General features: G+C 65.9%; 27 protein-coding genes and 1 tRNA gene. 8 read left to right on the forward strand and 20 right to left on the reverse strand.

Translation table 11 applies throughout. The annotated features are described in order from the left end of the window. The first annotated feature begins 19 nt into the window (after positions 1–19). A complete protein-coding gene (locus C491_RS03050; protein WP_005553706.1) occupies positions 20–1,531 on the forward strand; it encodes an amidase in 1,512 nt (503 codons plus the stop codon). A gap of 40 nt (positions 1,532–1,571) precedes the next feature. Here the strand turns inward: C491_RS03050 and C491_RS03055 are convergent, their stop codons facing one another. Both C491_RS03055 and C491_RS03060 read right to left on the reverse strand, forming a co-directional pair. Then, positions 1,572–2,276, reverse strand: coding sequence for an SDR family oxidoreductase (locus C491_RS03055; protein WP_049891405.1), 705 nt, complete (start codon positions 2,274–2,276; stop codon positions 1,572–1,574). A gap of 146 nt (positions 2,277–2,422) precedes the next feature. Continuing rightward, complete coding sequence (locus tag C491_RS03060) at positions 2,423–3,214, reverse strand: N-acyl homoserine lactonase family protein (protein ID WP_005553709.1); 792 nt, start codon at positions 3,212–3,214, stop codon at positions 2,423–2,425. Positions 3,215–3,415: 201 nt separating this feature from the next. On the opposite strand from C491_RS03060, the gene C491_RS03065 reads away from it, so the two are divergent. Both C491_RS03065 and C491_RS03070 read left to right on the forward strand, forming a co-directional pair. Beyond that, positions 3,416–3,553, forward strand: a complete 138-nt coding sequence (locus C491_RS03065) for a hypothetical protein (protein ID WP_049891406.1) — start codon at positions 3,416–3,418, stop codon at positions 3,551–3,553. A gap of 67 nt (positions 3,554–3,620) precedes the next feature. Next, positions 3,621–4,919 carry an NAD(P)/FAD-dependent oxidoreductase gene (locus C491_RS03070; RefSeq protein ID WP_005553710.1) on the forward strand — a complete coding sequence of 433 codons (1,299 nt, stop codon included), beginning with the start codon at positions 3,621–3,623 and terminating at the stop codon, positions 4,917–4,919. Between the two features lie 73 nt (positions 4,920–4,992). Here C491_RS03070 and C491_RS03075 read toward each other — a convergent pair whose 3' ends face one another. The 3 genes from C491_RS03075 to artA all read right to left on the reverse strand — a co-directional run bounded on the left by C491_RS03075 (position 4,993) and on the right by artA (position 7,198). After that, positions 4,993–5,397, reverse strand: coding sequence for a hypothetical protein (locus C491_RS03075; protein WP_005553712.1), 405 nt, complete (start codon positions 5,395–5,397; stop codon positions 4,993–4,995). 74 nt (positions 5,398–5,471) lie between these two features. Further along, complete coding sequence (locus tag C491_RS03080) at positions 5,472–6,191, reverse strand: metallophosphoesterase (RefSeq protein ID WP_005553713.1); 720 nt, start codon at positions 6,189–6,191, stop codon at positions 5,472–5,474. Next, a complete protein-coding gene (gene artA, locus C491_RS03085; RefSeq protein ID WP_005553715.1) occupies positions 6,188–7,198 on the reverse strand; it encodes an archaeosortase A in 1,011 nt (336 codons plus the stop codon). The genes C491_RS03080 and artA overlap by 4 nt, the downstream gene beginning before the upstream one ends. 106 nt (positions 7,199–7,304) lie before the next feature. On the opposite strand from artA, the gene C491_RS03090 reads away from it, so the two are divergent. Further along, complete coding sequence (locus C491_RS03090) at positions 7,305–8,084, forward strand: DUF7839 domain-containing protein (protein ID WP_005553716.1); 780 nt, start codon at positions 7,305–7,307, stop codon at positions 8,082–8,084. Positions 8,085–8,128: 44 nt separating this feature from the next. Here the strand turns inward: C491_RS03090 and C491_RS03095 are convergent, their stop codons facing one another. From C491_RS03095 to C491_RS03130, 7 genes are all read right to left on the reverse strand, one after another. Next, complete coding sequence (locus tag C491_RS03095; protein WP_005553717.1) at positions 8,129–8,326, reverse strand: hypothetical protein; 198 nt, start codon at positions 8,324–8,326, stop codon at positions 8,129–8,131. Positions 8,327–8,569: 243 nt separating this feature from the next. Beyond that, entirely contained in the window at positions 8,570–9,949 is a 1,380-nt protein-coding gene (locus C491_RS03100; RefSeq protein WP_005553718.1) for a flavin monoamine oxidase family protein, read from the reverse strand. Positions 9,950–10,295: 346 nt separating this feature from the next. Beyond that, a complete protein-coding gene (locus C491_RS03110) occupies positions 10,296–11,069 on the reverse strand; it encodes a proteasome assembly chaperone family protein (RefSeq protein WP_005553722.1) in 774 nt (257 codons plus the stop codon). A gap of 6 nt (positions 11,070–11,075) precedes the next feature. Then, the gene (locus tag C491_RS03115) at positions 11,076–11,255 is read right to left on the reverse strand and encodes an RNA-protein complex protein Nop10 (RefSeq protein ID WP_005553723.1); all 180 of its coding nucleotides are present in this window, start codon (positions 11,253–11,255) and stop codon (positions 11,076–11,078) included. After that, positions 11,255–12,055 carry a translation initiation factor IF-2 subunit alpha gene (locus C491_RS03120; protein WP_005553724.1) on the reverse strand — a complete coding sequence of 267 codons (801 nt, stop codon included), beginning with the start codon at positions 12,053–12,055 and terminating at the stop codon, positions 11,255–11,257. The genes C491_RS03115 and C491_RS03120 overlap by 1 nt, the downstream gene beginning before the upstream one ends. Further along, positions 12,052–12,225, reverse strand: a complete 174-nt coding sequence (locus tag C491_RS03125) for a 30S ribosomal protein S27e (protein ID WP_005553725.1) — start codon at positions 12,223–12,225, stop codon at positions 12,052–12,054. The genes C491_RS03120 and C491_RS03125 overlap by 4 nt, the downstream gene beginning before the upstream one ends. Positions 12,226–12,230: 5 nt before the next feature. Further along, entirely contained in the window at positions 12,231–12,512 is a 282-nt protein-coding gene (locus tag C491_RS03130) for a 50S ribosomal protein L44e (RefSeq protein WP_005553727.1), read from the reverse strand. Positions 12,513–12,636: 124 nt separating this feature from the next. Between C491_RS03130 and C491_RS03135 the strand changes: the two genes are divergently transcribed. The 4 genes from C491_RS03135 to C491_RS03150 all read left to right on the forward strand — a co-directional run bounded on the left by C491_RS03135 (position 12,637) and on the right by C491_RS03150 (position 14,898). Further along, positions 12,637–12,903 (forward strand): HAH_0734 family protein, encoded by a 267-nt coding sequence (locus C491_RS03135; protein WP_005553728.1) that lies wholly within the window; start codon positions 12,637–12,639, stop codon positions 12,901–12,903. A gap of 51 nt (positions 12,904–12,954) precedes the next feature. Further along, positions 12,955–13,401: a GtrA family protein gene (locus tag C491_RS03140; RefSeq protein ID WP_005553730.1), complete on the forward strand. Its 447-nt coding sequence runs from the start codon at positions 12,955–12,957 to the stop codon at positions 13,399–13,401. Positions 13,402–13,467: 66 nt separating this feature from the next. Next, positions 13,468–13,542, forward strand: a tRNA-Met gene (locus tag C491_RS03145). A 480-nt stretch (positions 13,543–14,022) separates the two neighbouring features. Continuing rightward, positions 14,023–14,898 (forward strand): hypothetical protein, encoded by an 876-nt coding sequence (locus C491_RS03150; protein ID WP_005553732.1) that lies wholly within the window; start codon positions 14,023–14,025, stop codon positions 14,896–14,898. Positions 14,899–14,910: 12 nt separating this feature from the next. Here C491_RS03150 and C491_RS03155 read toward each other — a convergent pair whose 3' ends face one another. From C491_RS03155 to coaBC, 8 genes are all read right to left on the reverse strand, one after another. Next, positions 14,911–15,453, reverse strand: a complete 543-nt coding sequence (locus tag C491_RS03155) for a hypothetical protein (RefSeq protein WP_005553733.1) — start codon at positions 15,451–15,453, stop codon at positions 14,911–14,913. 46 nt (positions 15,454–15,499) lie between these two features. After that, positions 15,500–16,879: an ABC transporter ATP-binding protein gene (locus C491_RS03160; protein WP_005553734.1), complete on the reverse strand. Its 1,380-nt coding sequence runs from the start codon at positions 16,877–16,879 to the stop codon at positions 15,500–15,502. Next, the gene (locus C491_RS03165; protein WP_005553735.1) at positions 16,876–17,961 is read right to left on the reverse strand and encodes an ABC transporter ATP-binding protein; all 1,086 of its coding nucleotides are present in this window, start codon (positions 17,959–17,961) and stop codon (positions 16,876–16,878) included. Before C491_RS03165 ends, C491_RS03160 begins: the two co-directional genes overlap by 4 nt. A 1-nt stretch (position 17,962) precedes the next feature. Further along, positions 17,963–19,012, reverse strand: a complete 1,050-nt coding sequence (locus C491_RS03170; protein WP_005553736.1) for an ABC transporter permease — start codon at positions 19,010–19,012, stop codon at positions 17,963–17,965. Continuing rightward, positions 19,005–19,961 (reverse strand): ABC transporter permease, encoded by a 957-nt coding sequence (locus C491_RS03175; RefSeq protein ID WP_049891409.1) that lies wholly within the window; start codon positions 19,959–19,961, stop codon positions 19,005–19,007. The genes C491_RS03170 and C491_RS03175 overlap by 8 nt, the downstream gene beginning before the upstream one ends. Before the next feature lie 39 nt (positions 19,962–20,000). Further along, the gene (locus C491_RS03180) at positions 20,001–21,938 is read right to left on the reverse strand and encodes an ABC transporter substrate-binding protein (RefSeq protein WP_005553740.1); all 1,938 of its coding nucleotides are present in this window, start codon (positions 21,936–21,938) and stop codon (positions 20,001–20,003) included. A 202-nt stretch (positions 21,939–22,140) separates the two neighbouring features. Further along, a complete protein-coding gene (hpt, locus tag C491_RS03185; RefSeq protein WP_005553743.1) occupies positions 22,141–22,707 on the reverse strand; it encodes a hypoxanthine/guanine phosphoribosyltransferase in 567 nt (188 codons plus the stop codon). 157 nt (positions 22,708–22,864) lie between these two features. After that, on the reverse strand, positions 22,865–24,064 hold the full coding sequence (gene coaBC / locus C491_RS03190; protein WP_005553744.1) for a bifunctional phosphopantothenoylcysteine decarboxylase/phosphopantothenate--cysteine ligase CoaBC: 1,200 nt from the start codon (positions 24,062–24,064) through the stop codon (positions 22,865–22,867). Between the last annotated feature and the right edge of the window lie 17 nt (positions 24,065–24,081).

Raw genomic sequence — 24,081 nt, forward strand, 5'->3', positions numbered from 1 at the left:
GTAGCGGTGATGGAAACGTATGCCAATCCGTCCGCCGTCCGAGGACGACGTCCGGGAGCTGGGCGAGGAGCTGTTCCTCGACCTCACGCCGGGGGAAGTCGAGTTCTACCACGAGCAGCTCACCGACAACATCGAGGAGTACGAGACGATCGAGTCGTACGATCCCGAGCCTCGCGGGCCGAGCACGCGAACCCGGCCCCGGAACTCGGGAACCCGACTCGACGACGACGAGAACCCGCACAACGGGTGGGTAACGAAGTGCGAGGTCAAGGGCGACGAGGAGGGGCCGCTGTCGGACTGGGAGGTCGCGATCAAGGACAACGTCGCGGTCGCCGGCGTCGAGATGACCTGCGGCTCGAACGTCGTCGAGGGGTACATCCCGAACGTCGACGCGACGGTCGTCAGCCGGCTGCTCGAGGCCGGGGCCGATATTGTCGGGAAGACGAACATGGACGACATGGCCGTCACCCGGGTCGGTCACACCGCGTTCGGCCCGATCACGAACCCCCGCGACGACGACTACCTCGCGGGGGGCTCGAGCGGCGGCAGCGCGGTCGCCGTCGTCGAGGGCGAGGTCGACGCCGCAATCGGGAGCGACCAGGGCGGGAGCATCCGGATCCCCGCCTCGCTGTGTGGAATCGTCGGCCACAAGCCGACCTACGGACTGGTCCCCTACACCGGCTGCGTCGGCCTCGAGCATACGATCGACCACCCGGGGCCGATGACCCCCGACGTCGAGACGGCCGCGGAGATGCTCACCGAAATCGCCGGTAGCAACGCGGCCCACCTCCGGCGACCGACGGACGTGCCGACCGAACGCTACCAGGACGCCCTCGACGGCGACGTCTCGGACCTTTCAGTGGGTGTTCTTGAGGAAGGGTTCGACAAACCCAACGGCGACCCTGGCGTCGACGAGCAGGTACGGGACGCGATCGACCTGCTCGAGGAACGCGGCGCGACCGTCGAGGAGGTCTCGATTCCGCTACACGAGGACGCCGACACGATCCACACGATCTGTACGAACGAGGGGCTGGTCGCCGCGATGATGGGCCAGGGGATCGGCCACGGCTGGAAGGCCTGGTACAGCACCTCGTGGGTCGAGGCCTTCGGCAAGTTCCAGCGCGCGCAGGGCTATGATTTCCCGCCGAACCTCAAGCTCAAGCTGCTCCAGGGGCTGTACACCCTCAGTCGGTACCACTCCCGGTACTACGCGGCCGGAATGAACCTGATGCTCGAGCTGGCCGAACAGTACGACGCGGCCCTCGAGGAGTACGACGTCCTCGCGATGCCGACGACGGACGTGACCGCGCCCGAACACGACCCCGACCGGGACGCGTTCGATCGGCTCCTCGAGACCGACGTCCCCGCCAACACCTCGCCGTTCAACCGCAGCGGCCACCCCGGAATCAGCGTCCCCGCGGGCGAGGTCGACGGACTCCCGATCGGGTTGATGCTCGTCGGCGCGCGGTTCGACGACGCGACGGTACTCAACGCCGGCTACGCGGTCGAGCAGGCTCGTAGTGGAGGGTAGCGTTCGACGAGAACGGGCGCCGTCGGCGAAACCGGAGCGCTCAGACCGACGACGTCAGCCCCCCGTCGACGCGGATGTTCTGCCCGGTAACGTAGCTCGAGGCGGGCGAGAGCAGGTACGCGACGGCGTCCGCGATCTCCGCGGTTTGTGCCGGTCGCCCCATCGGGATTCGGTCTCGAGTCTCCTCGTCGACGTCGTAGCTATCGACGAAGCCAGGCTGGACCGTGTTCATCCGGATCCCCGCCGCCGCGTACCGGTCGGCGTAGAGCTTGGTGAAGCTCCCGAGTCCGGCTCGAGCCACCGACGAGACGGGGAACTCGAGCGACGGTTCGAACGCCGAGAACGTGGAGACGTTCACGATCGATCCGTGACCCCGTTCCTTCATGATGGGTGTGACGAGTCGGGCCATCCGAACGGTGTTCAACAGCGCGAGGTCCATCCCCTCGTACCACTCCTCGTCGGTGATCTCGAGGAGGTCGCCCGAGGGCGGGTGTCCCGTGTTGTTCACCACCGCGTCGATGCGCCCGTAGCGTTCGCGGGTCGTTTCGACGAGAGCGGCCAGATCGTCGGGGTCGGTCACTGACCCCTCGAACCCGTCCCCGCCGAGGTCGTTTGCGACCTCGACGGCGCTACCCGACGGCGACAGCAACACCGGCGTGTATCCCTCGTCGGTCAGTCGTCGGGCACACGCCTCTCCGATTCCGCTTCCAGCTGCTGTCACTATCGCTGTCTTCTGCTCAGCCATGCCACCACTACCCCGGCATCCCTCATAAGAATCGGCTCGGCGCACGTTCGTCGTCTCCGTCGGCGTCCATCGGTGATTCCGGCTCCTCGAGCGCAACTCGTTCGGACGGGATGCGAGCCGACGACTGACCCGCTGCCGACGAATCGCTACAGCTCCCGCAACGTCTCGAGGTCACGCTCGTCGTGGCCGCAAATAATCGTCGCGTCGTGGCGTCTCGCCTCCTCCTCGAGCAGTCGGTGGCTCTCGAGCCAGGAGCGCTTGCACCACAGCAGCCCCCCGCCCATCGGGTGTTCGTCCTCGTAGTTCTCCCGGACGTAGGCCTGGTCGCCCGCGATCAGGACGGTGCCCGCGTCCTCGAGTTCGAGCCGAACGCCGAGCAGGCCGGGCGTGTGACCCGGCAGACGGACGACCTCGAGGTCGCGAAAGCGCCGCTCGCGGTCACCGTGGACGATTTCCCAGTTCAGCTCCCGGTCGAAGTCGCCCGCGAGGTAGGCCTCGTCGCCCGCGTCGGTCTTGGCGCTGTAGTAGGCGTGTTTCAGCTCCCGCTCGTGGACGACGATCGGAACGTCGGTCCCCTCGAAGGCGTACAGCCCGCCCGCGTGGTCGAGGTGGAGGTGGCTCTGGATCACGCAATCGATATCCTCGAGTGCGTAGCCGGCCGACTCGAGGTCGTCCTCGAGCGGCCGGAGCCCGGTGTGTTCGAAGGCTGCGTACAGCTCGGCGGGCCAGTGGCCCGAATCCGCCTCGGGGTGGGAGCCGGTATCCCAGAGGATCGTCGCCTCGGGGTGGTCGATCACGACGTTGTAGACGGGGCCGTCGCCCATCGTCGTCTCGGGGTTCGGGTCGTCGGCCGTCCCCACCGTGTGGCCCTCGAGGATGTGGTTGTAGTCGGTCGTGATCGTGCCGCGCTCGATCGGCGTGAGTGTCGCATCGACCATGCAGTTCCTACGGTCGGTCGGAAGTTATAGTAGCCACCGAAAGTCAGTGCGAACCCGACCGTACGACGGCTGTGTGATCGGTGTGCAAACAGTTTCAGTCGTTACTATAGGGAGTGGGCCTCCGTCGGTCGTCGATCGAATCGACACACTCGCTGGAGATGCCTGCCACAGCGATACCTGCCGCGAAGCTCATCGACCTGTATGGTCAGAGTGTCGACGGTCGTCGCCCTGTTCGGTGTTGCACTGCTTTTAGTCCCGGTTCCGCCGTTTATCACCGCCGCGATCGGCATTCCGGTGATTCTGGCCGGGGTTGCCCTCCGGCTGTTGACGGACCACTGAGAGGTTCGGGGTTCGCCCAGCGACCGCGACGGGTACGACTTTCCGTCTCGGTTTCCAACGACCGGATATGACTCAGACGCCGCGAGCCGTCGTCGCCGGCGGCGGGCTCGCCGGACTCGTCGCTGCACGGCATCTCGCCGGTGCGGGACTGGACGTAACGTTGCTCGAACGGTCGGAAAACGTCGGCGGGCGAGTTTGGACCCAGGAGCACCGGGGGTTCCGGTTCGACCGCGGATTTCAGGTACTGTTTCCGTCGTATCCCGCCGTCCAGCGGGAGCTCGATCTCGAGCGGCTCGATCTGCGCCGGTTCGCACCGGGAGCGTGCCTCGCCCGACCCGGCCACCGGTCGACGCTATCGGATCCGATCCGGGATCCGCAGGCACTGCTCGAGACGCTGTCGAACACGGACGTCTCGATGGGAGACAAGCTCCGCGTCGCGCGACTGGCGGTTGAACTCGCTCGATTCGATCCGGAGACGATCTTCGACCGTTCCGAACCGGACACGAGTATCGAGGAATTCCTCCGCGATCGCGGATTCTCGGACCGGTTTATCCACAACTTCGTCGCTCCCTTCTACGGTGGGATCACCCTCGATCGGTCGCTGTCGACCTCGAGTCGAGTCTTCGAGTACACGTTCCGGACGCTGTTGACGAGCCGTGCGGCTGTTCCCGCGACCGGGATGGCCGCGATCCCAGCCCAGCTGGCCCAGCACGCGCGGGATGCCGGCGCCAGCATCCGACTCGAGACCGAGGTGACCGACGTCTCGGTCGAGGGCACGAACGGGGAGTCGGCGACGGTAACCTCGACCGAGAGCGAGTACGACGCCGACGCGGTCGTGGTCGCGACCGACCCGCCCGCGGCGCAGGAGCTGACGGGCGTCGAGTCGATCCCTACCGACGCCCGAGCCTGCGTCACCCAGTACTACGAGCTACCGGCGGGGACGGATCTCGAATCCAGGGGGAAGCTCCTCCTCAACACGGCCGACGAGGGCCCGAACCAGATCGTTCCCCACAGCGCGGTCGCTCCCGAGTACGCCCCCGACGGCGCCGAACTGATCAGCGCGACCTACCTCGGGGAGCGCGAGGAGAGCGACGCAGAACTCGAGACGATCACCCGCGAGACCCTCGAGTCGTGGTACCCTGACCGTCGGTTCGACGCGCTCAAGACCCGGCGAACTGACCGAATCGAGTTCGCGCAGTTCGCACAGCCGCCGGGCTTTCGCGATCGACTGCCCGATCCCCGCGACCCGGACGGTCCGGTCTATCTGGCGGGTGATTACACCCAGTGGTCGTCGATCCAGGGCGCGATGAAGAGCGGGCGCCTCGCGGCGAAGGCGGCGGTAGACGACCTCTGCAGTACTCGCTGAGAGGCGGTGTACTCCCGCTCGCACTCGAGCGGTGAAGTAAACTGTTCCAGGACCTCGATGGCCGAACGTCCGATCAGAGTCGGTCCTGAAAGAGAACTCCGTTCGTAACGAGCAGTACGCTCATCACGGCGATTTCGAAGGATGCGGCGCCGACGAGCCAGAACCCGAGCGCGACACTGTTGAACCCGAGTGCGATAGCCGGCGCACTCGTCCGGATTGTCCGCAGATAGGGAGCGATCCGATCGTCGCTCCCGCCATCGACCGCTCGGTCCGTCTTGGCTCTCGCATCGGATCCCGTCTCGCGGCCGTCGTCCTCCGGACAGCTGTTCCCGTCGCGGGCCTCGTCGGGCGCCAGGAAGTCGGTTCCGCAGCGCCGACAGCTGATCCGTCGTCTCGAGAACGGCGTCGGGTAATCCGCCGGACAGTTCGGGCAAACGAGGCGATCCGCGACCGGACGGTGTTCTACGGGTTCGGCCATCTTGCTACCGGAGGGTATGTGCGATGTGCTATATGTCTTTCCTTGAATATAGTCTTTAAATTTTATATCTTCATTCAGAGGAGGTGACGCGATTCTCCTAACGACGGAAACCACAGGGTCTCCCCGCTCGAGCGGTCGTAGACGGCCGGGTAGTAGTCGTCGAGGTCCCCAATCAGTGGGGACTGCAGATCGCTCGAGCGGAGTCGGTTGACGGTTCGGCCGCCCGCGAGTCGGGTAAACGCCGGGAGGATCAGGGTCGCCGCGCGGTCGTCGCCGCCGGGATCGTACAGCGTGCAGGGTCGTTTTCGCCCGTCGATCTCGATCGCCGGATGTTCGTGTCCGATGACGTACCGCGTCGCACCGCGAACGTCGTCCGGGGGCGACTCGTGGCCGTGACAGACGACCGTCTCCCCGTCGGCCAGCCGGTACGCGGGTGCCGTCTCGCCGTCGAGCACCGACTCGAGCATCGTATCGTGGTTACCGGGGGTAACGACCAGCGAGGCATCGGCGGCCTCGATGCCGTCGACGAGCCGGGTGATCGATCGTTCGACGCCGCGAGGGATCCGGGAAAACGAGTGCAGCAGGTCGCCGGCGATCACGACCGTTTCGGGATTTCGGGTGTCGAGCAGTTCCTCGAGCCTGTCGCCGACGTCCTCCTCGCCGCCGATCGGTGCCTGGACCCTCGAGGCGGCGCCGCGTCCGAGGTGGAGGTCCGCGAGGACGAGCGTCTCGGCGCGGGGAAAGTAGACCGCTCGATCGTCCAGTTCGAAGGGGACGTCGACGGCGTCAGTCATGTGTCGCGAGAGCCGCCGTCGGTCCGAACGTCCGCGCCGAGGGCCGTCTCGAGGTCGTACTCGGTGCCGGTGAGCACGAACAGCACCTCCTCGAGGGGCTCGAGGACCTCGGGGAGGATCTTGACCACCAGGTAGGTGACGCCGATCAGGGCGACGACCGCGAGCAGCTGGGAGATGTAGTTGTGCGCGACGAGATAGGAGACGCGGGCCTCCTCGGCGCCCATGTAGGTCGTCACCAGCGAGACGACGAGGTCCTGCTGGAACCAGCCGTGTGGGGTCGCCAGACCGATGAAGACGTTCCGGACGAGGTTCAGCAGCCAGATGACGCCGATCGCGAGCGCGAACGCGGTCAGCTTTCGCCGCAGCGGAGCCGACACTGCGGCGATCAGTCCGCCGAAGATAGCCATGCTCCCGAGCCCGGTACAGGCGAGGACGATGTAGGTGGTCCGTCCGGTCGCCGTCTCCTCGGAGTCGAAGTTGAACCGGCTCTCGTACCCGTTCATGCCCTCGTTGATACCGGGGCTGTGGCCAAGCAGCTCCATCCCGTAGTGGGTCTGGACCGCGGTCGTCTCGATCAGCCACTGGCGGACGATCGGGATCGTCTCCGCGGGCAGGTAGATCAGTCCCATGAGCGCGACCGCCTTGGTCAGCACGAACAGCGACTCCCGGCCGTTCCAGAGCAGGTAGCCGGTGTAGGCACACAGCGGTAAGGCGACGAGCGCCAGTACCGTCTGGAGGGGGCTCTGTGCGTCGTAGTAGTAGTACGGCACCATCGTCAGCCAGTAGGTGCCAAAGAGGAGCCAGGCGACCCCCGCGATCGGACGGGCCGGGGCCGCGACGTCCGACCAGCGGACGAGCAACGCGAGTCCGAAGGCGACGATGGCGATCCAGGCCAGCGCGTCGATCGGCTGGGCGCTCCGGAGCGCCGAACTGACCGCCCCGTTACTCGCCGACGCGACGACGACGACGGTCTCGAGTCCGACCGACGTCGAAGGGGGCGGCGACATAGTCATTCTTTCTGATGTACTCTCGCGGTATCAACTTGTTGCCTCGACGACCGAAGGGGCCGCCGACTGCGTACCTTTTTTGCCGCCCTGGAGGAAAACGACCCGTATGGTCGACGTCCTCGACAACAAACGGGCTGCGACGCGGTTTCGGATCCTCGTCCAGATCGCCGAGCGCCAGCCCGCCGTCAGCCAGGGAGAGATCGCCGAGGAGGTCGGCGTCACGAGCCAGGCCGTCAGCGAGTACATCCGCGAACTCGTCGACGACGGGCTCGTCGAGAAGGAGGGCCGCTCCCGGTATCGGGTCACCAAGGAGGGCGTCGACTGGCTCTTTCAGGCCGCCGGCGACGTTCGACGGTTCGCCGACCACGTCACCGAGGACGTGCTGGGCGCGATGGGCGAGGACACTGCGATCGCACTCGAGGATCTCGAGGAGGGCGACATCGTCTCGCTGTCGATCGACGAGGGGCTGCTCCACGCGGAACCCGGCGAGGTCGGACCGGCGACGGGCGTCGCGACGACCGACGCCGAGGCCGGCACCGACGTCGGCGTCACGAGCTTCGAGGGCGTTATCGACCTCGAGCCCGGCTCCGTCACCGTCCTGCAGGTGCCCGCGGTGCGGTCGGGTGGCAGCCGCGAGATCAGCGCCGAAACGATCACCGAGCACTGTGACGACGCCGACCTCGTCCTCGCGACGGGCGTCGAGGCGGTCGTCGCCTGCGGACGGGCCGACGTCGATCCCGCCGTCACCTTCGCCGTCGGCGAGGTCGCGACCGACGCCGCCGAACGCGGGCTTGCAGTCACCGCGGTCGCGACGACCGAGGCCGTCGGTCGGGTCACCGACACGTTACGGGATGCTGCCGTCTCCTACGAAGTCCTCGAGGGGTAGCGGTAGATTCGGAGATATACTAAATCTACACCAACTCCATCCGATCACAGAGCAGTCGTTTCGTCGGTGAGGTCGGCTTCCGCTGTGTTCGAGCGGGTAGACAACCAGGTGCTCAGAGCCACTGCTACTCCGGTCAGAACGCCGATTCGCACCCCGAGTTGCCTCCCGCCGACCGCGCCGGCGACGGCGGTCGCAACGACGAACGCGACGAGACCGCTTGCGAGAACGCCTTTCGATGCCATACGTGCTCCTTTCCGGAGAGAATCAAAGACCCGTCGGTCGAGAGCCGACTGACGGAAGCGGTGCTCGCGATTTCGAGAGACGAACCGGCGAGGTATCGCCCGCCGTGTTCCGTACTTCGACACCATCGCTGCTGATCGATCGATGGATGCGTGGTAGACTCGAATCGCTACGTACCGAACTCCTCCGTTCGGACTCGATCCTCGATAGAGAACCCGTACTGCCGACTACCGGTACGTCAGACGTCAGCTCCCTCGAGCACTGCGATCCTCGAGAATTTCGCTCGCGACCCGCTCCCCCGAGCGGATCGCTCCCTCCATGAAGCCGCGCCACTCGAGGGCCGTCTCCGAGCCGGCCCAGCGGACGCGGCCGACGGGCTCGCGGAGCACGTCGCCGCAGGTCGTCAGCGTCCCCGGCGTCATCGCGGCGTTGTACCCGCCCGCCGACCACCGGGTCTTCGACCAGACCTCGTCGTCGTACGCTAGCGGATCGGCCGCCTGCGGCCCGAGGTAGCGGCCGAACTCCTCGAGCACCCGCTTCTGGCGCTCGGCCGCGGGACGGTCGCTCCACTCGAGGGCGTCGGCCCCGGCGACGAATCCGACCAAGAGACCCCGGTCTCCGTCGGGGAGCGTTCCGTCTGCGATTTCGGTTACGATGCCGTCGGTCGCCAGCACCGACCCCGAGTAGCCGTCCTCGCGCCAGAACGGCTCCTCGTAGGCGGCGAAACACTTGATCACCGCGCCCATCGGCATCCGCTGGACCAGCCCCTGTCGACGGGCGGGCAGCGGCGGCTCGTGGTCGATGCGGTCGATCAGCGGCGGCGGGACGGCGACAATGGCGTCCGAGACCGCGTACGCTCCGTCGTCGGTCTCGAGGGTTACGCCGTCGTCCCGTCGCTCGAGCCGGCGAACCGGTTCGCTCAGTCGGATCGCGTCGCCGAGATCGTCGGCGAGCCCGTCCGAGAGCTGCTGGGTGCTACCGGCGAGGCGATACTCCTGCGTTGCGCTGGTCGACTCGCCGGGAATCTCGAGCCCGCCGCCGGCGTCGACGGCCGCGAGGAAGTACAGTAGCGAGATCGCACTCGGTTCGACGGTGAACTCGGCGCGAACGAACGCGTCGAACGCCTCCCGTGCGGCCCCGGTTGCCATCGTCTCCCGCTTCCAGGACTCGAGGGTCGTCCCGCCCCACCGCTCGGCGTCGGGCGCCTCGTCGGGCGACTCGAGGGGAACGTCGCGACGGAGACTCTCGATCCGTTCGAGCGCCGCCCGCAGCTCCGCGGTCGACTCCTCGGGAAGCGCCCCAAAGCGGTCCTCGTGGTCGAACAGCCCGCCCGCGACGGCGACCCGATCGACGCCCGCGCCGTGCTGTTCGCACAGCTCGAGATCGAACTCCTCGACCAGCTCGAGGACGCGGTCGTGGTCGGCGCCGATCCACTCCGCGCCGCGGTCGATCGTGTCACCGGTCGACAACGATCCCGCAGCCGTCCGCCCGCCGACGCGGTCCCTGGCCTCGAGGACGACTACCTCGAGCCCGGCGTCGATCAGCTCCCGTGCCGCCGTCAGTCCGGCCAGTCCTGCGCCGACAACGCCGACGTCGTAGCGTTCGGCTGTTCGAGAAGCAGTCATATGCGGTCCGTGGGTCGGCACGAAAATAGCGTTCGCGGTTCCCGCAGCGATTCTCGGAGCCGATCGGCCTGTGATGGCAGGCGAACCACGCTACCGATCGACGTGGGGCCAGTCCGCTTCGGATACGAACTCGGTCCCATCACAACAGCCACATGCTCCGGGTGGCTCGTACCGGTGGCCGGTGTCAGTACGCTCGGCGACCGTCCCGGCGTGTATCGTCTGACAGTCGACACAGACGTACCTCTTGGGGAGTTCGGGGCTGTGTGCCATGTCCGGGACCACTACGCCCAGAACGATATAACACGAGTACGACGTTACCCGCGGCAGCTGACTCGACTCGAAGCGACTACCCGATGTAGCGCAGGTCGTCGTCGGTCGGCACGTCCATCTGCTGTTGTTGCTGCTGTTCCATCTCCTGGATCTTGCCGATGACGTCTTCCATCTCGTCGGCGCGCTCGTCGAGACTCTCGTAGTCGAGTTCGAACCCGAGCAGCGCCTCGAGCACCTCGAGGACCGCGCGGGCGCTCTTGGGGTCGACGAGGTAGCCGCTCGTCTCGCCCATCAGGCAGGCGGCCTCGAACCCGCGACGCTCGCCTAATCCGAGCAGGAGTCCGGAGACGCCGACGATGCCGCCGGCGGGCTCGTCCTCGCGGAACTCGACGCCGGCGTCCTCGAGGGTTTCGACCAGCGACTCGTCGCTGACGGCGCCGACGACGGCGTACTCGTCGATCAGCTCGCCGGTCGGCACACCGCCGAGTGCGTACAGCTCGCTCGCGCCGAACTCCTCGGCGACGTCGAGAAACGCCGACGCCAGCACGTAGTGGCCCTCGTTGGTCTGGGCCTGGTGGTCCCCGGTCAACACGAGCAGATCCCGACCGTCGGGAACCGAGACGGCGTGGATCTCGGCACAGGTCAGGTCGGCGACGCCGTCCTCGATGCTCACCTTCGGCGGGAACTCGTGAGAGTAGATCCGGCGGACGAGGGTGCTCTCGCCCTCGAGCTCCTCGAGGAGGTGTTCGACCGCGAGACTGCCGACGTGTCCGACGCCGGGCAGCCCCTCGACGAGTACGGGGTCGTCCAGCTCGACCTCGGCGACCGCGTCGATCTCGAGTTCGTCCATACCGTATCAGCGACTGCGACGTTTAAGAGCGCGTCGGTACTCGCCGTAGGCGTCCTCGGGGTCGAACGGCGCCGGCGCGCTGTTTACGGCCTCGGCACCGCAGTCGGGACAGGTCGACAAAAGGGTGTACACCGGGCGGTCGTGGGCGTCGCGCCACGCCGAACAGACCCGGATGTCCGACTTCATTACTCGTCGTCGGTGCGCCGTTCGCGGTGGAACTCGCCGGAGCCGCCCTCGCCCTCGATCGCGGCGACCGCACGGCGGGCGCTCTCCTCGAGCTGGGACTCGGCGGTCTTGTAGTTGGGCGCACGGACGTTGATTCGGTACTCCGGGGCGCCGACGTAGCTGACCTCGAGGTCGACCTCGTCGGGGACCTCGCCGTTCCCCTCGGCGGCCTCCAGGGCGGTTCGAATGCCGTCGACGCCGCTCGGGGAGGCGTTCTCGAGATCGACGTAGCCGGTGACGTCGACGTACGGCACCGAGACGTTCTCGCGGGCGGTTTCGACGAGTGCGTCGATCTCACCCTCCGAGAGGTCGGTTCCCTCGAGCGCCTCCTCGCCGTGGATCGCGGCCTGCTTGAACCCATCGTAGAGGCTGCCGTGGGCGCCGATCAACTCGTTGGCGACGGCGGTGTAGGTCTCGTCGTCGGCGTCCTCGCCGAGCGCGAGCGCCATCCAGTTGTCGGCCTTCTGCTCGTTTTTCCACTCCTGGATCTTGTCGGAGCGCTGGTGGTCGTTGACGTCCTTGAGCGAGAGGTCGATCTGCTGGGACTCGGTGTTGACGTCGAGTACCTTGCAGACGACGATCTGGCCCTCGCGAACGTGATCGCGGACGTTCTTGATCCAGCCGCTCGCGACCTCGGAGATGTGGATCAGGCCGCGCTGGTCCTGGTACTCCTCCAAGTCGACGAAGACGCCGAAGTCCTCGATCTCGTCGATCTTGCCGACGACGAGCTCGCCGGTGTCGGGCCAGCCGCTGTACTTCATCGTGACTCGACTGTCTCGAGGATCTCGTGGTCGATCTCGGCCTTGCCGCCGGTCGGTCGCGCCAGCGTCGTTCCGCAGACGGCACACGCGACCTCCGTGGAGGCCTTGCCGAAGACGGTCTGTTCGTTCTCGCAGTCACCGCAGCGGACGTTGTAGAAGTTTCCTGCCATAGTAATCACTCCTGGAACTCGAGTCGGCCGGCGCGCCATCCCTTGCGGAGGTGGGCCTTGCCGCAGTCGCTGCAGCGGTACTTGAGGTCCGTCTTCTTCGTCGGCTTCTCGCCGCCGGGCACCTTCGAGAACCGACCAGCGTTCCCGATCGTTGCGGTGTTGCGCCGGGTGCGGCGCGCGTCCCATTTCATCCCCGAGGAGCGGCCGGAACGGGACTTCTCGACCTCGTGCTCGTGGTGTTCGTTGCAGTGCGGACAGTACGTATTGAATCGGCGTGGCATCTGCATCGTTAGCTCACTTGACGTGGGCTAAGACAGCGCTGTTTAAAACCCGTTTGGTTCGTCGTCGACCCGATGGCGGCCCCCTCGGGCCTTCGAAGCGTTTAATCCCCTCTCGCGTGAACGCACTCGCATGAAGCGTCTCATCATCCACGGGGATCCGGGAATCCGGAAGGGGGCCATCGTGGAGTACGACGGGGAGGAGGTGGTGTGTTTCGCCGTGACGCGCAACGGCGAGTGGCACGGACCCGAGAAGGTCCAGCTGTGGTGTACCGTCGGCGCCGACTCGGAGTTCGAGGACTTCGAGAAGCGTAACTTCACCCCTCACTTCCTCAACGTCGACCGCGTCGACGCTGACGACATCGACGTCGTCCGCGCGAAAGCCGACCTCGAGCTATAGCCACGAACGCCGACCGTTCTCTCGAGACCGACACTCTAACCAGAGACCGCGATGTCACGCTCACCGACGGACGCGCTCCGGGTCCGACTCCGGGCGCTGCTCTCGGCGACCAGGTTCACCCAGTTCGCGAGCGTCGGGCTCGTCGGCGCAACCGTCGACAACCTGGTTCTCGTCACGCTCGTCGAACTCACCGTTCTGGGACCCGTCGCCGCGAAGGTGATCGCCTGGGAGTTCGCCATCGCGGTGATCTTCGCGATCAACGAACGCTGGACGTTCGCGAGCCACGGCACCTCGAGCGCTCGAGCGCTCGGCCGGCGCTTTCTCCGATCGAACACGGTTCGGCTCGGGGGGCTTTTCGTCTCGCTGAGCGTGTTGGCCCTGCTGGTGTACGGTTTCGGCGTCTGGTATCTGGCGGCGAACCTCGTCGGAATGGGGATCGGCTTCTTCGTCAACTACACCTGCGAGAGCCTCTACACGTGGAAGGTCCACCAGGGTTGACGACAGAAACCCACATACGGCGGCCGAATCACAACCCTTAACTAGCGCACCGGGTTACGAAGAAGTAGCGGGATGGGATAGCCAGGAGATTCCGGCGGGCTCATAACCCGCAGACCGGTAGTTCAAATCTACCTCCCGCTACTTTTCACGAATTCACCGACGAACGACGAGCATAGCGAGGAGTGAGTCCGGAATTCGTGAAAGTAGTATGGAGTAGGTTTGAACCAGGCCACGAGCGACCGCAGGGAGCGAAGTGGACGTGGTTCAAATCTACCTCCCGTTTTCACCTCGAGAACAGTCGAACCGTCCTCCGGCAACCGATTCGGGACATACGACCATCTGACCACAGCCAACTCGAGTAGAGACCTGTTTTCAGGCAATCACTGTCGCCACCAGCTCTTATGCCGTCCAGTGACGCCCTCCACATGAGTCACGGTAGCGAGGACGACCTCGAGTGGACCGAACTCGAGCCGTTCGTGAGTTCGCTCCCGAAAGACGGGACGAGCGACCGCTCGAGGGATGCCACGGGAACGACGATGTCGGCGACCGGAACGAGTGAGTCGGCGAGACGACCCCGCTCGAGCCATCCCGTTTTTGGTGACACCGTCACAACCGACGGGTATGAGAGAGTCGATTCGGACGGCGCTGGCTCGCGTCCGAAACCCCGAGTACACCGGCGAGAACAGGTGCGTTCCGTGTACGATCGTCAACGTCTCGCTCGCCGCAGCGGGGAGCGCGATCATCGGTAGCGTCTCGCGAAAGGGTGGCGCTGCGGCGTTCGCGGGCTCGCTGGCCGCGATCGGCCTCCGGGGCTACCTCGTTCCCGGGACGCCGGCGCTGACGAAGCGATACCTCCCGGCGCCGATCCTCGAGCGCTTCGACGCGCACCCGCTCGAGGAGTCCGACGAGGACGCCGAGGCGCTGACGACCGAGACCATCGAGGAGTACGAACGCCAGCAGGAACGAGCGGTCAATCCCGAGCGGTTCCTCTTGGACGTCGGCGCCGTCGAGCTCCGAGAGAACGATCTCGGCTTTACCGACGACCTCGCCGACCGGATCGACGGTCGGCTTCGAACGCTGCCCGACGACCCGCTCGAGCCGGCGCTCGTCGCCGAACTGTACGGTCTCGAGCCTGCGGCGGTAACGGTCGCGGACCGTCCGTATCCCGCCGTCAGGATCGGCCGTCGAATCCACAAGTGGCCGTCGACGGCCGCCCTACGGGCGGATCTCGCGACCCACCGCGCGCTCGAGGGACTGACCGATCGCTGGCGGGAGGTTCCGCAGGCCCAGCGGATCGAACTGCTCGAGGTGTTGCGGTCGTTCCGCGAGCGCTGTCCGGACTGCGGGGGACCGATCACGCTGACCGAGGACACCGTCGACTCCTGCTGTCAGACCTACGCGGTCCACGCGCTCAACTGCGACGGCTGCGAACAGCCGCTGCTCGAGTTCGATCCGGACGACACCGATCGGGGCGCGAGCGGCGGCTTCCAGCCGTAGGGACCCGTCGGATCAGGCGTCGTCCGGTTCGACAGTGATCGTCGTCTCGTCGTACAGCCCCTTCTCGTCGGCGTCCGCGACGTTCAGGCCGGCACCGATCGTGTGCGTTCCGGGCTCGGCAGCCTCCCACTCGTCGTCGGCGACCCGAAAGTGCTGGTGCCAGCGCTTCGTGAACTGCTTTCGCTCGCCGCGGTCGAACCGGAACCCCTGGGGTTCCGCGGGCGGATCGTGAACCGGGATTTCGGCGGCGTCGACGAGCCCGTCGACGCTCCAGCGCCAGAGAATCGGCGAGCGCGTCCTCACCGTAATCGGGAACGGCATCGCGTTTCGCATCGTCACGCGAAACGGGATCGCGACCCCGGCCGGGTACGTCGACCGCGGCGTCGAGACGTCGATCGAGATCGCCCAGTGACAGAGTCGGTCGGGAACGAGCCGACGGCTCAGGCTCGTGCTGTCGATCGACCGCATCGACTGCGGCTCGGTCTCTCGCTCCCGGGGCGAGAAGGGTTCGTCGTCGTCCCGGCGGAGAGCGCTCGACTCGTAGATCCGACGCATAGTTGGTGCAGGCGCGACGAGAACTAAAACGTTCGGAAGCCGCAGGTCAGTCGTCGGCGACGGCATCGGTCGCGCCGTCGTCAGACCGGAACTCGCCGTCGGTGTACCGGTCGTCGTACAGCAGACAGGCGATCTCGTGGGTCTCGCCCGTCGGAACCTGATGGGGATCGTGGGTCTCGCAAGGCGACGTGAAGGTCTCCTCGAGTCGCTCCCGGGCGGCCTCGAACTCCGCGTCGTGAAGCGCGTCGAGACTCTCGTCGAGCGCGCGCTCGACCGTCGGGTCGGAAACGGTCTCGGGAATCTCGAACTCCTCGCGGACCGACCGATCGAACGCCTCGCGGGGGAGCTCGTTCGGGTCCGTCGCCTCCTCGTCGACCTCGTCGACTGCGGTGATCGCCTCGAGCTCCTCGGCGCCTCGAACCCGTAGCTTGAGATCGACGATCGAGCGCCAGACGTCCTGCGGGAGGTCGATCCCGTCGGGCGGGATGATCCGCGGACACCGGGTGTGGAACCGACAGCCCGACGGCGGGTTCATCGGCGACGGGACGGTTCCGGGGAGCAGGATCTGCTCGCCGTTCCAGAGCGGATCCGGCTCCGGGATCGCCGATAGCAGCGCCTCCGCGTAGGGGTGATGGGGCGGCGAGAACACCTCTTCGGTCGTCCCGACCTCCGCGAACTCGCCGAGGTACATCACCGCGATTCGATCCGAGATGTGCTCGACGACGCTCAGGTCGTGGGCGATGAAAATATACGAGAGGCCGAACTCCTCCTGGAGGTCCTCGAGCAGGTTGAGGATCTGTGCCTGTACCGAGACGTCGAGCGCCGAGACGGGTTCGTCACAGACGATGACCTCCGGGTCGACCGCCAGCGCCCGGGCGATACCGATGCGCTGGCGCTGGCCGCCGGAGAACTCGTGGGGGTAGCGGTGGGCGTGGTTCTGGCTCAGTCCGACCGTCTCGAGCAGCTCGTAGATTCGCTCGGTTCGTGCCTCGCCCTCGGCGATGTCGTGGATATCCAGTGGCTCGCCGATGATGTCGCCGACCGTCAGCCGGGGATTCAGACTCGAGAACGGGTCCTGAAAGATGTACTGGACGTCGGTTCGCAGATCCCGCAGCTCCGAACTCGAGAGGCCGGTGAGTTCGACCTCCTCGCGGCGGCCGTTCTCGCCGACCCGCTGGCGATAGTAAACCGAACCGTCGGTCGGCTCGAGCAGACGAAGCAGCGACCGACCGAGGGTACTCTTCCCGCAGCCCGACTCGCCGACGACGCCCAGCGTCTCGCCCTCGTGAAGCTCGAGATCGATCCCGTCGACGGCCTTGACCCACTTCGTTCGGCCGAGCAGTCCGTCGATGAAGCCGCTGCTCGCGTCGTAGTACTTCGTCAGGCCCTCGGCCCACAGGATCGGCTCCCCGCTAGACCGGCTCATCGCCGATCACCCTCCGGATTCGGCGCGGTCGCGTCGGCGCGGGTGTCGTGTCCCTCTCGGATCTCGACCTCGTAGTCGAGTCCCTCCTGGAGCTCGCCGGTGTACTCGAGACACGCCGCCGCGCGCTCGGCGTCGGTTCCCGAGGCGTCCCGGCCCGTTTCCGGATTCAACAGCGGCGGTTCCCGCTTGGTACAGACGTCCTCGGCGTACGGACACCGGGGGTGGAAGCTACAGCCCGGCGGGAGCTCAACGAGGTCGGGCATCGTCCCCGGAATCGTCTGGAGGCGCTCGCGCCTGTCGCCGACGCGAGGGATCGAGCTCATCAGCCCGACCGTGTAGGGATGTTTCGGGTCGTAGTACAGCTCCTCGACGGGCGCCTTCTCGACGGGGCTGCCCGCGTACATCACCATCACTCGATCGCAGACCTCGGCGACGACGCCGAGGTCGTGGGTGATGAGCTGGATCGCCGTGTCGAACTCGTCGGCCAGGCTCTCGAGCTCCTCCAGGATCTGGGCCTCGATCGTCACGTCCAGAGCGGTCGTCGGCTCGTCACAGAGCAACAGGTCGGGATCACAGGACAGCGCCATCGCGATCACCGCTCGCTGTTGCATCCCGCCGGAGAACTCGTGTGGGTAGTCGGAGTACCGCGACTCGGCCTCGGGGATCCCGACGGTGTCGAGCAGCTGGATCGTCCGTTCGCGAGCCTCTTCGTCGTCGTAGTCGAGATGGTGGCGGACCGCCTCGGCGATCTGCTCGCCGACGGTGTACACCGGGTTCAGGGCCGTCTGGGCGTCCTGGAAGATCATCGCGATCTCGTTGCCCCGGACGTCCCTGATCTCCTCCTCGCTCATCTCGAGTAAGTCCTCGCCCTTGAACAGGATCTCGCCGCTCTCGATGCGACCCGGGCTCTCGATGAGCCGCATCAGCGAGAGGGCGGTGACGCTTTTCCCGGCGCCGCTCTCGCCGACGACGCCGAACTTCTCGCCGCGCTCGATGCGATAGGAGAGGTCGTCGACGGCGGTGACGACGCCCTCCTGCGTGTAGAACTTGACCGTGAGATCGTTGACCTCGAGTAGTGCCATCTTAGCCACCTCCCTGCCCTTCGATACCCGTCTCCTGGGCGTCGAAGGCGTCGTTGACCCCGTCGCCGATCATGTTCATCGCCATCACGAACAGGAAGATCGCGCCGCCGGGGAAGACCGTGGCCCACCAGGGGATCGCGCCGCCGGGACCCTGGATGAGTGTCTCTCGCGTCTGGTCGAGCATCGTCCCCCACTCGGCGGTGCCGGGCGGCATGCCGAGCCCGAGGAACCCGAGCGCGGCGACGCCGATGACGACGGTGCCGATGTTGAGCGTCCCGTAGACGATCAGCGGCGGCATCGCGTTCGGGACGATGTGTTTGAAGATCACCGACCGATCGCGCGCACCTAACGCCTTCGCGGCCATAACGTACTCGTTTTCCTTGATCGTCAGGACCTCGCCGCGTATCAGTCGGGCGTAGGTGATCCAGCCCGGGATCGCGAACGCAGCGACGAGCTGCCAGTAGCCGCCGCCGAGTGTGGCGACGATGATCAGCGCCAGGATGAGGCCGGGGAACGCGTAGACGGTGTCGACGATTCGCATCAGGATCTCGTCGGTCCAGCCGCCGTAGTAGCCCGAGATCGCCCCGTAAACCAGTCCGAAGGTGGCGCTGAGGCCGACGACGATGAAGCCGATCGAGATGCTGTACCGACCGCCGTACAGGACCCGCGAGAACAGGTCGCGGCCGTCGCCGTCGGTCCCCATCGGGTGGGAGAGCGTCGGCGAGTCGTAAGTTCCCGCCGACGACTCCGGGCTCATGTACATGATCGTCGTCGGATCGTAGGGGGCGATCGAGAACGGCTGGACCGTCATCCCCATCATCGTAATCGGACGGGCGAAAACCGCGAGCAGGGTGAGAACGGCGACGACGAACAGCCCGATCAGCGCCGTCCGGTTGCGTTTGAACCGCTTCCAGGCCCGCTCGAACCGCCCCTCGGTCTCGCCGCCGCTCTCCTCGGTCCAGTCGGACAGCGAGTCGCGCTGTCGGACCCGCTCCGGATCGAAGCCGGTCACTCGAATTCGTCCGCGCTCGGTGTGTTGCTCGTTACTCATATCTGATCCTCGGATCGAGAACCGCGTACAGGATGTCTGCGAGCAGATTCGCCAGGACGATGAACACGCCGGTAAACAGCGTGATCGCCATGATCAGGTTGATCTCGCGCTGGTTGATCGCGTCGATGAACTCGCGACCGAGCCCCGGCCAGTTGAACACCACCTCGACGACGACCGAGCCGGCGACGATACTCGCCGTCAGCGTCGCCGCGAGTGTCACGACCGAGATCAGCGAGTTCCGCAGCACGTGTTTGAGGACGACCTGTCGCTCCGGAAGCCCCTTCGCTCGAGCCGCGGTCACGTACTCCTTGTTCAGCTCCTCGGCCATCGAGGTTCGCATCACGCGCATGATGCTCGCCGCCGCGGCGGTTCCGATCGTGATTCCGGGTAGGATCAGATAGAACAGCATCTGCGGGTGGTACAGCGGCAGGCGGGAGGGCGGCAACACGGTCCAGATCTCCAGCCAGAGCGCGCCGATCAGGATCAACATCAGGCCGAGCCAGAAGTTCGGGATCGAGATCCCCGACAGCGCGACGAAGCGGCTGACGGTGTCGGCGAGCTGGTCTTTCTTGATGGCCGCGTAGATCCCGGTCGGGATCGCGATCAGGAGACCGAACAGCCAGCCGAACAGGCCGAGCGCGATCGTCTCGGGGAGTCGCGCGATAATAACCGAGGAGACGTCCTGGCCGGAGCTGACAACCTCGCCGAAGTCCCCGGTCAGGACGTTCCCCATCCAGGTCAGGTACTGCTCCCAAATCGGGCCATCGAGCCCGTATCGGGCGCGCATCTGGGCCTCGTCGGCCGCCGTCATATGGGGATTGGTTGCGGCCATCTGGCTGATCGGATCACCCGGCGTGAGATGCACCAGCGCGAAGGTGATCACCGAGACGCCGAACAGAATCGGAACGATCGACAACAGTCGCTTCAGTATGAAACGTCGTAAACTCATGATATTTCTCGAACACTGCAAACGGCTACCGGGACGACCTCACTCGAGGTCGTGGTCTTCTATCACTTCTTCGATGAGCTCCGCGGCCGCCTCGGGGTCGTACTCGTTCGTCGGCCGGATGGTCTCCTCGAGGGCCTCGGCGTCGGTCGTGCCGTTCTCCTCGGCGAGCTCCGGCAGGTCGGTCCAGGCCGGACGCGCCCAGCCGTTGAGCACGTTGTCGACGATCTCCTGGCGCGGAACGAGGTGGTTGACGGCCCGACGGAGACGGTCGTCGTCCCACGGCTCGACGTTCATCGGATACTGGATGTACTCGTACCCCCCGGCCTCGACGCTGTCGATGACGTAGTCGTCGTCCTCCTCGAAGTCGTCGAGGACGTCCGTCGCGAGCCCGTAGGTCATATCGATCTCGTCGCTCTGGAGCGCCCCCGCGCGACTCGAGTCGTCGGGAACGATCTCCATCTCGAGTTCGTCGATGACGGGGCCGTCCGGGAACTCCTCGGGGCCGTCGAACCACTCCTTGTTCTCGAGACCGATTTCCTCGAGCCAGTACCCGTCGTTCTTGGTGAACTCGACGTACTGCCCCTCGGAGTAGTCGCTGAGTTCGTAGGGGCCGGTCCCGATCGGGTCGTTGTCGGCGCTGGGGTCGAGTTCGCCGCCCTCGAGTTCGGCCTGCTCGAGCGAGTGGATGTACAGCCCCGGCAGCTCGCGTTCGGCCTCGGCGTCGGGGATCTGGGCGTAGAGGTTGACGGTGTACTCGTCGACCTCCTCGGCGTACAGCAGCGAGTCGTAGGTCTGGGCCTCCAGATCGGAGTTCTCGTAGCGCCGGGCCGTCGCGACGACGTGCTCGGCGGTCAGCTCCTCGCCGTTGGTAAACTCGATTCCCTCGTGGAGTTCGTACTGGAACTGCATCCCGAAGACGCCGTCCTCGACGGCCTCGCCGGCCTCCTCTGGGGTGAGTACGCGTACCGTGTCGTCCTCGGCCGGGTTGTCATCGGGGTGAGTGACGACGACCTGCTCGTCGGTGTCGAGGACGCCCTCCTCGTCGGCGTCGACCTCGATCATGTACTCCTCGTAGTCGGTCCGGTCGATGTCCTGGGTCTCGACGAGCTCGTAGTCCTCGGCGAGCCACGGGTAGAGATTCCCCTCGGTGTCGCTTGCGACCAGCTGTTCGAAGATCAGCACCTGGACGAGCGTCGAGGGCGCACCCGTCGTGTACGGCGGATCGAACAGTTCGGGATCCTCGGTGAGTCCGGCCCGAAGGGTGCCTCCCTCCTCGAGGTCCGAGATGTCCGTTTCGTCGGGATGGGCGTCCTCGTCGATCCAGGTGACGACCTCGTCCTGTGGGGCGTGGAGCCCGTAGCTGAACGTGCTCTCGGTGAACGGGTTCTGTCTGAATCCGTGAACGTTTGTGTTCATCACGCCGGCCTGCAGATCGAAGTGCGTGATCGAGCTGTAGCGCTCGTCGGCGAGGTACTCCCAGATCTCGTCGTAGCGCTCGCGTCGTTCCTCGTCGTCGTCCGCGACGTCGACGCCGTAACGGGCGTCGTCCATCATCTGGTCGAGCTCGTCGTCGCTGATCCCGTTTAAGTTACAGCACTGGCCGATGTTGTCGCTGTGGTGAAGCGCCTGACAGAAACTTTCGGGGTTGAACGTGCCCGAGAGCCCGATACAGGGGACGTACCCGTTCTCGGCGTACTCGGGGTCCATGACGCGCTGGGAGTAGTCGTTGAACTCGTAGGTGTCAATCTCAGTCGTGAAGTAGCCCGACTCCTCTAGGGAGGTCGCGATCAGGTCGACCATCTGGACCCGGTCGTCGTTGTCGGAGTTGACCTCCAGCTGAACGTGAATCGGCGCGTCGTCGTCGCCGTCGTCTCCACCAAGACAGCCGGCGACTGCCGCGATACTTACCCCACCAGCACCCTGCAGTAATCGCCGTCTATCGATATCGATTGAGGATTGCTTGTGATCCTGCACCATGATCTTTCATGTGTAAAGCTAATATATATATGTATTGCTTCAGGACGGCGCAACACTTACCCCGTCTAATTCGGTGTTACTCTGGCGGATGGACGTCCAGTAGAACCACCAGTAGGAGACGATCGTTGGAAAGCCTCGGTTACCTGTTGAAGGAATAGAAAACAATTAGAGAGTTTCAATCGCTCAGAAACGAACGTGTAACTTAATCGCCCTCTTCGTCGACGATAACGACTTCACCGTCGACGACGTCGACGTTAATCAGCGTCTTGACGTCGTAGCCGGCGTCGGCCACCTTGTTCTCGCCACCGGCCTTCTTGATCACCGCGACCGTGTCGATGACCTCCGCGCCGATATCGTCGAGCGCCTCGAGCACCGCCGCCAGCGTGCCGCCCGTCGAGAGCACGTCGTCGAGCACGAGCACCCGTTCGCCCTCGCGAACGTCGTTGATGTACATCTCGTTCTCGGAGTAGCCCGTCTCCTGGAAGATCGCGACCTCGTCGTCGAGCCCGTACTGTCGTTTCCGGATGACGGTCAGCGGGATGTCGGTCATCAGCGACACCGCCGTGGAGATGTGAATCCCCATCGCGGCGGGCGTGACGATCCGGTCGACGTCCTCGAGGTCGGCCTTCCGGATGATGCGGATGACGATTTCGCGCAGGAGGCCGGGGTCGAGCTTCGGGACGCCGTCACTGATCGGGTGGACGAAGTAGTGGTAGCCGTCTTTCTCGATGATCGGCGCCTCGAGGAGCGACCGCTTCAGCTGGTCCATGTCGTGGGTCGGACGGTAGGCGAGTAAAAGTTGACGATACACGCCGGAGCCGTCCGCGCTGAATCGTCCGTACCACGACTCTCTCCGACATCGAGCGCTGTAACCGAGCCACACGGCCGTCGGAGCGCGATCTCGGAACCCCGACGTGTCGCCGGCCCTACGTCTCGAGGACGGCTGCCAGCGAGTCGGCGACCTCGAGGGAGAGCCCCACCTTTGAGCCCGTGTACGACGATGTACCCCCCTCACGGACCAGCAGCGCGCGCGTTCGATCCGATCCCATGACGCTCGCGTCGTTGGCGACGACGAACTCGAGGGCCGCCCGCTCGAGGGTTTCCCTGGCCCGGTCGATCATCGCCTCGTCGTCGCCGGAGGTCTCGGTCTTGAAGCCGACGATCGGCAGGTCGGGGTGGGTCTCGCGGATCTCGTCGATGAGCTTCGGCGTGGGCTCGAGCTCCAGGGACAGCTCCTGACCGGAACGGATCTTCTCGGGACTGGACTCGAGGGTGTAGTCGCCGATAGCGGCGACCGACACGAGCGCGTCGGCGTCCTCACAGCTCTCGCGGGTCGCGTCGAGCATCTCCGCTGCGCTCTCGACCCGCTCGACCTCGACGCCGGGGATCGACTCCCACTCCGACCCGCCGCCCGCCTCGAGCGAGTGCGGGCCGACGACGCCGTGGACCAGGGTCACGTCGGCGCCCCGAACCGCACAGGCCCTGGCGACGGCCCGTCCCGTCTTCCCCGACGACCGGTTCGTCAGCACGCGAACGGGATCGATCGTCTCGCTCGTCGCCCCGCTCGTGACGACGACGTGACGCCCCTCGAGCGGGCGGTCGCCGACCGCGCGGGCGACGCTCGTGACGATCGCCGCCTCGCTGGCGATCTTGGCCTTCCCCTCCTCGATCCGGGGATCGGTGAACTCGACGCCCCAGTCTTCGACGGTCTCGATCGCCTCGAGCACGCCAGGGTGGTCGTACATCGGCTCGTGCATCGCGGGGGCGATCACGACCAGCGTGTCGGCGCCGAGCGCCGTCGTCGCACACGTCGTGACGGGCGTGTCGTCGACCGCGCCCGCGATCTTGCCGACGGTGTTGGCCGTCGCGGGCGCGATCAGGAACACGTCAGCCCAGCCCTCGTATCCGCAGAGTTCGACGTGCTCGACGCTCCCCGTGATCTCGGTGACGACGTCGTTCTCGGTCGCGAACTCGACGGCCCAGGGGTGGACGATCCCCCGTGCGCTCCCGCTCATCACCCCTCGCACCGCTGCGCCGTGGCGCCGCAGCTCGTGGGCCAGTTCGACCGTCTTTACGGCCGCGATCGACCCCGTCACTCCGAGCGCGACGTTGACTCCCTCGAGCATTCGTCCCCTACTCTCGC

The sequence above is a fragment of the Natronococcus amylolyticus DSM 10524 genome (assembly GCF_000337675.1).
In the GTDB taxonomy this organism is placed as follows: Archaea; Halobacteriota; Halobacteria; order Halobacteriales; family Natrialbaceae; genus Natronococcus; species Natronococcus amylolyticus.

What these genes read in the sequence shown, in the direction of transcription:
- C491_RS03050 (WP_005553706.1), top strand. Translation starts at nt 20, where the DNA reads ATGCCAATCCGTCCGCCGTCCGAGGACGACGTCCGGGAGCTGGGCGAG.
- C491_RS03055 (WP_049891405.1), bottom strand. Translation starts at nt 2,276, where the DNA reads ATGGCTGAGCAGAAGACAGCGATAGTGACAGCAGCTGGAAGCGGAATC.
- C491_RS03060 (WP_005553709.1), bottom strand. Translation starts at nt 3,214, where the DNA reads ATGGTCGATGCGACACTCACGCCGATCGAGCGCGGCACGATCACGACC.
- C491_RS03065 (WP_049891406.1), top strand. Translation starts at nt 3,416, where the DNA reads ATGGTCAGAGTGTCGACGGTCGTCGCCCTGTTCGGTGTTGCACTGCTT.
- C491_RS03070 (WP_005553710.1), top strand. Translation starts at nt 3,621, where the DNA reads ATGACTCAGACGCCGCGAGCCGTCGTCGCCGGCGGCGGGCTCGCCGGA.
- C491_RS03075 (WP_005553712.1), bottom strand. Translation starts at nt 5,397, where the DNA reads ATGGCCGAACCCGTAGAACACCGTCCGGTCGCGGATCGCCTCGTTTGC.
- C491_RS03080 (WP_005553713.1), bottom strand. Translation starts at nt 6,191, where the DNA reads ATGACTGACGCCGTCGACGTCCCCTTCGAACTGGACGATCGAGCGGTC.
- artA (WP_005553715.1), bottom strand. Translation starts at nt 7,198, where the DNA reads ATGTCGCCGCCCCCTTCGACGTCGGTCGGACTCGAGACCGTCGTCGTC.
- C491_RS03090 (WP_005553716.1), top strand. Translation starts at nt 7,305, where the DNA reads ATGGTCGACGTCCTCGACAACAAACGGGCTGCGACGCGGTTTCGGATC.
- C491_RS03095 (WP_005553717.1), bottom strand. Translation starts at nt 8,326, where the DNA reads ATGGCATCGAAAGGCGTTCTCGCAAGCGGTCTCGTCGCGTTCGTCGTT.
- C491_RS03100 (WP_005553718.1), bottom strand. Translation starts at nt 9,949, where the DNA reads ATGACTGCTTCTCGAACAGCCGAACGCTACGACGTCGGCGTTGTCGGC.
- C491_RS03110 (WP_005553722.1), bottom strand. Translation starts at nt 11,069, where the DNA reads ATGGACGAACTCGAGATCGACGCGGTCGCCGAGGTCGAGCTGGACGAC.
- C491_RS03115 (WP_005553723.1), bottom strand. Translation starts at nt 11,255, where the DNA reads ATGAAGTCGGACATCCGGGTCTGTTCGGCGTGGCGCGACGCCCACGAC.
- C491_RS03120 (WP_005553724.1), bottom strand. Translation starts at nt 12,055, where the DNA reads ATGAAGTACAGCGGCTGGCCCGACACCGGCGAGCTCGTCGTCGGCAAG.
- C491_RS03125 (WP_005553725.1), bottom strand. Translation starts at nt 12,225, where the DNA reads ATGGCAGGAAACTTCTACAACGTCCGCTGCGGTGACTGCGAGAACGAA.
- C491_RS03130 (WP_005553727.1), bottom strand. Translation starts at nt 12,512, where the DNA reads ATGCAGATGCCACGCCGATTCAATACGTACTGTCCGCACTGCAACGAA.
- C491_RS03135 (WP_005553728.1), top strand. Translation starts at nt 12,637, where the DNA reads ATGAAGCGTCTCATCATCCACGGGGATCCGGGAATCCGGAAGGGGGCC.
- C491_RS03140 (WP_005553730.1), top strand. Translation starts at nt 12,955, where the DNA reads ATGTCACGCTCACCGACGGACGCGCTCCGGGTCCGACTCCGGGCGCTG.
- C491_RS03150 (WP_005553732.1), top strand. Translation starts at nt 14,023, where the DNA reads ATGAGAGAGTCGATTCGGACGGCGCTGGCTCGCGTCCGAAACCCCGAG.
- C491_RS03155 (WP_005553733.1), bottom strand. Translation starts at nt 15,453, where the DNA reads ATGCGTCGGATCTACGAGTCGAGCGCTCTCCGCCGGGACGACGACGAA.
- C491_RS03160 (WP_005553734.1), bottom strand. Translation starts at nt 16,879, where the DNA reads ATGAGCCGGTCTAGCGGGGAGCCGATCCTGTGGGCCGAGGGCCTGACG.
- C491_RS03165 (WP_005553735.1), bottom strand. Translation starts at nt 17,961, where the DNA reads ATGGCACTACTCGAGGTCAACGATCTCACGGTCAAGTTCTACACGCAG.
- C491_RS03170 (WP_005553736.1), bottom strand. Translation starts at nt 19,012, where the DNA reads ATGAGTAACGAGCAACACACCGAGCGCGGACGAATTCGAGTGACCGGC.
- C491_RS03175 (WP_049891409.1), bottom strand. Translation starts at nt 19,961, where the DNA reads ATGAGTTTACGACGTTTCATACTGAAGCGACTGTTGTCGATCGTTCCG.
- C491_RS03180 (WP_005553740.1), bottom strand. Translation starts at nt 21,938, where the DNA reads ATGGTGCAGGATCACAAGCAATCCTCAATCGATATCGATAGACGGCGA.
- hpt (WP_005553743.1), bottom strand. Translation starts at nt 22,707, where the DNA reads ATGGACCAGCTGAAGCGGTCGCTCCTCGAGGCGCCGATCATCGAGAAA.
- coaBC (WP_005553744.1), bottom strand. Translation starts at nt 24,064, where the DNA reads ATGCTCGAGGGAGTCAACGTCGCGCTCGGAGTGACGGGGTCGATCGCG.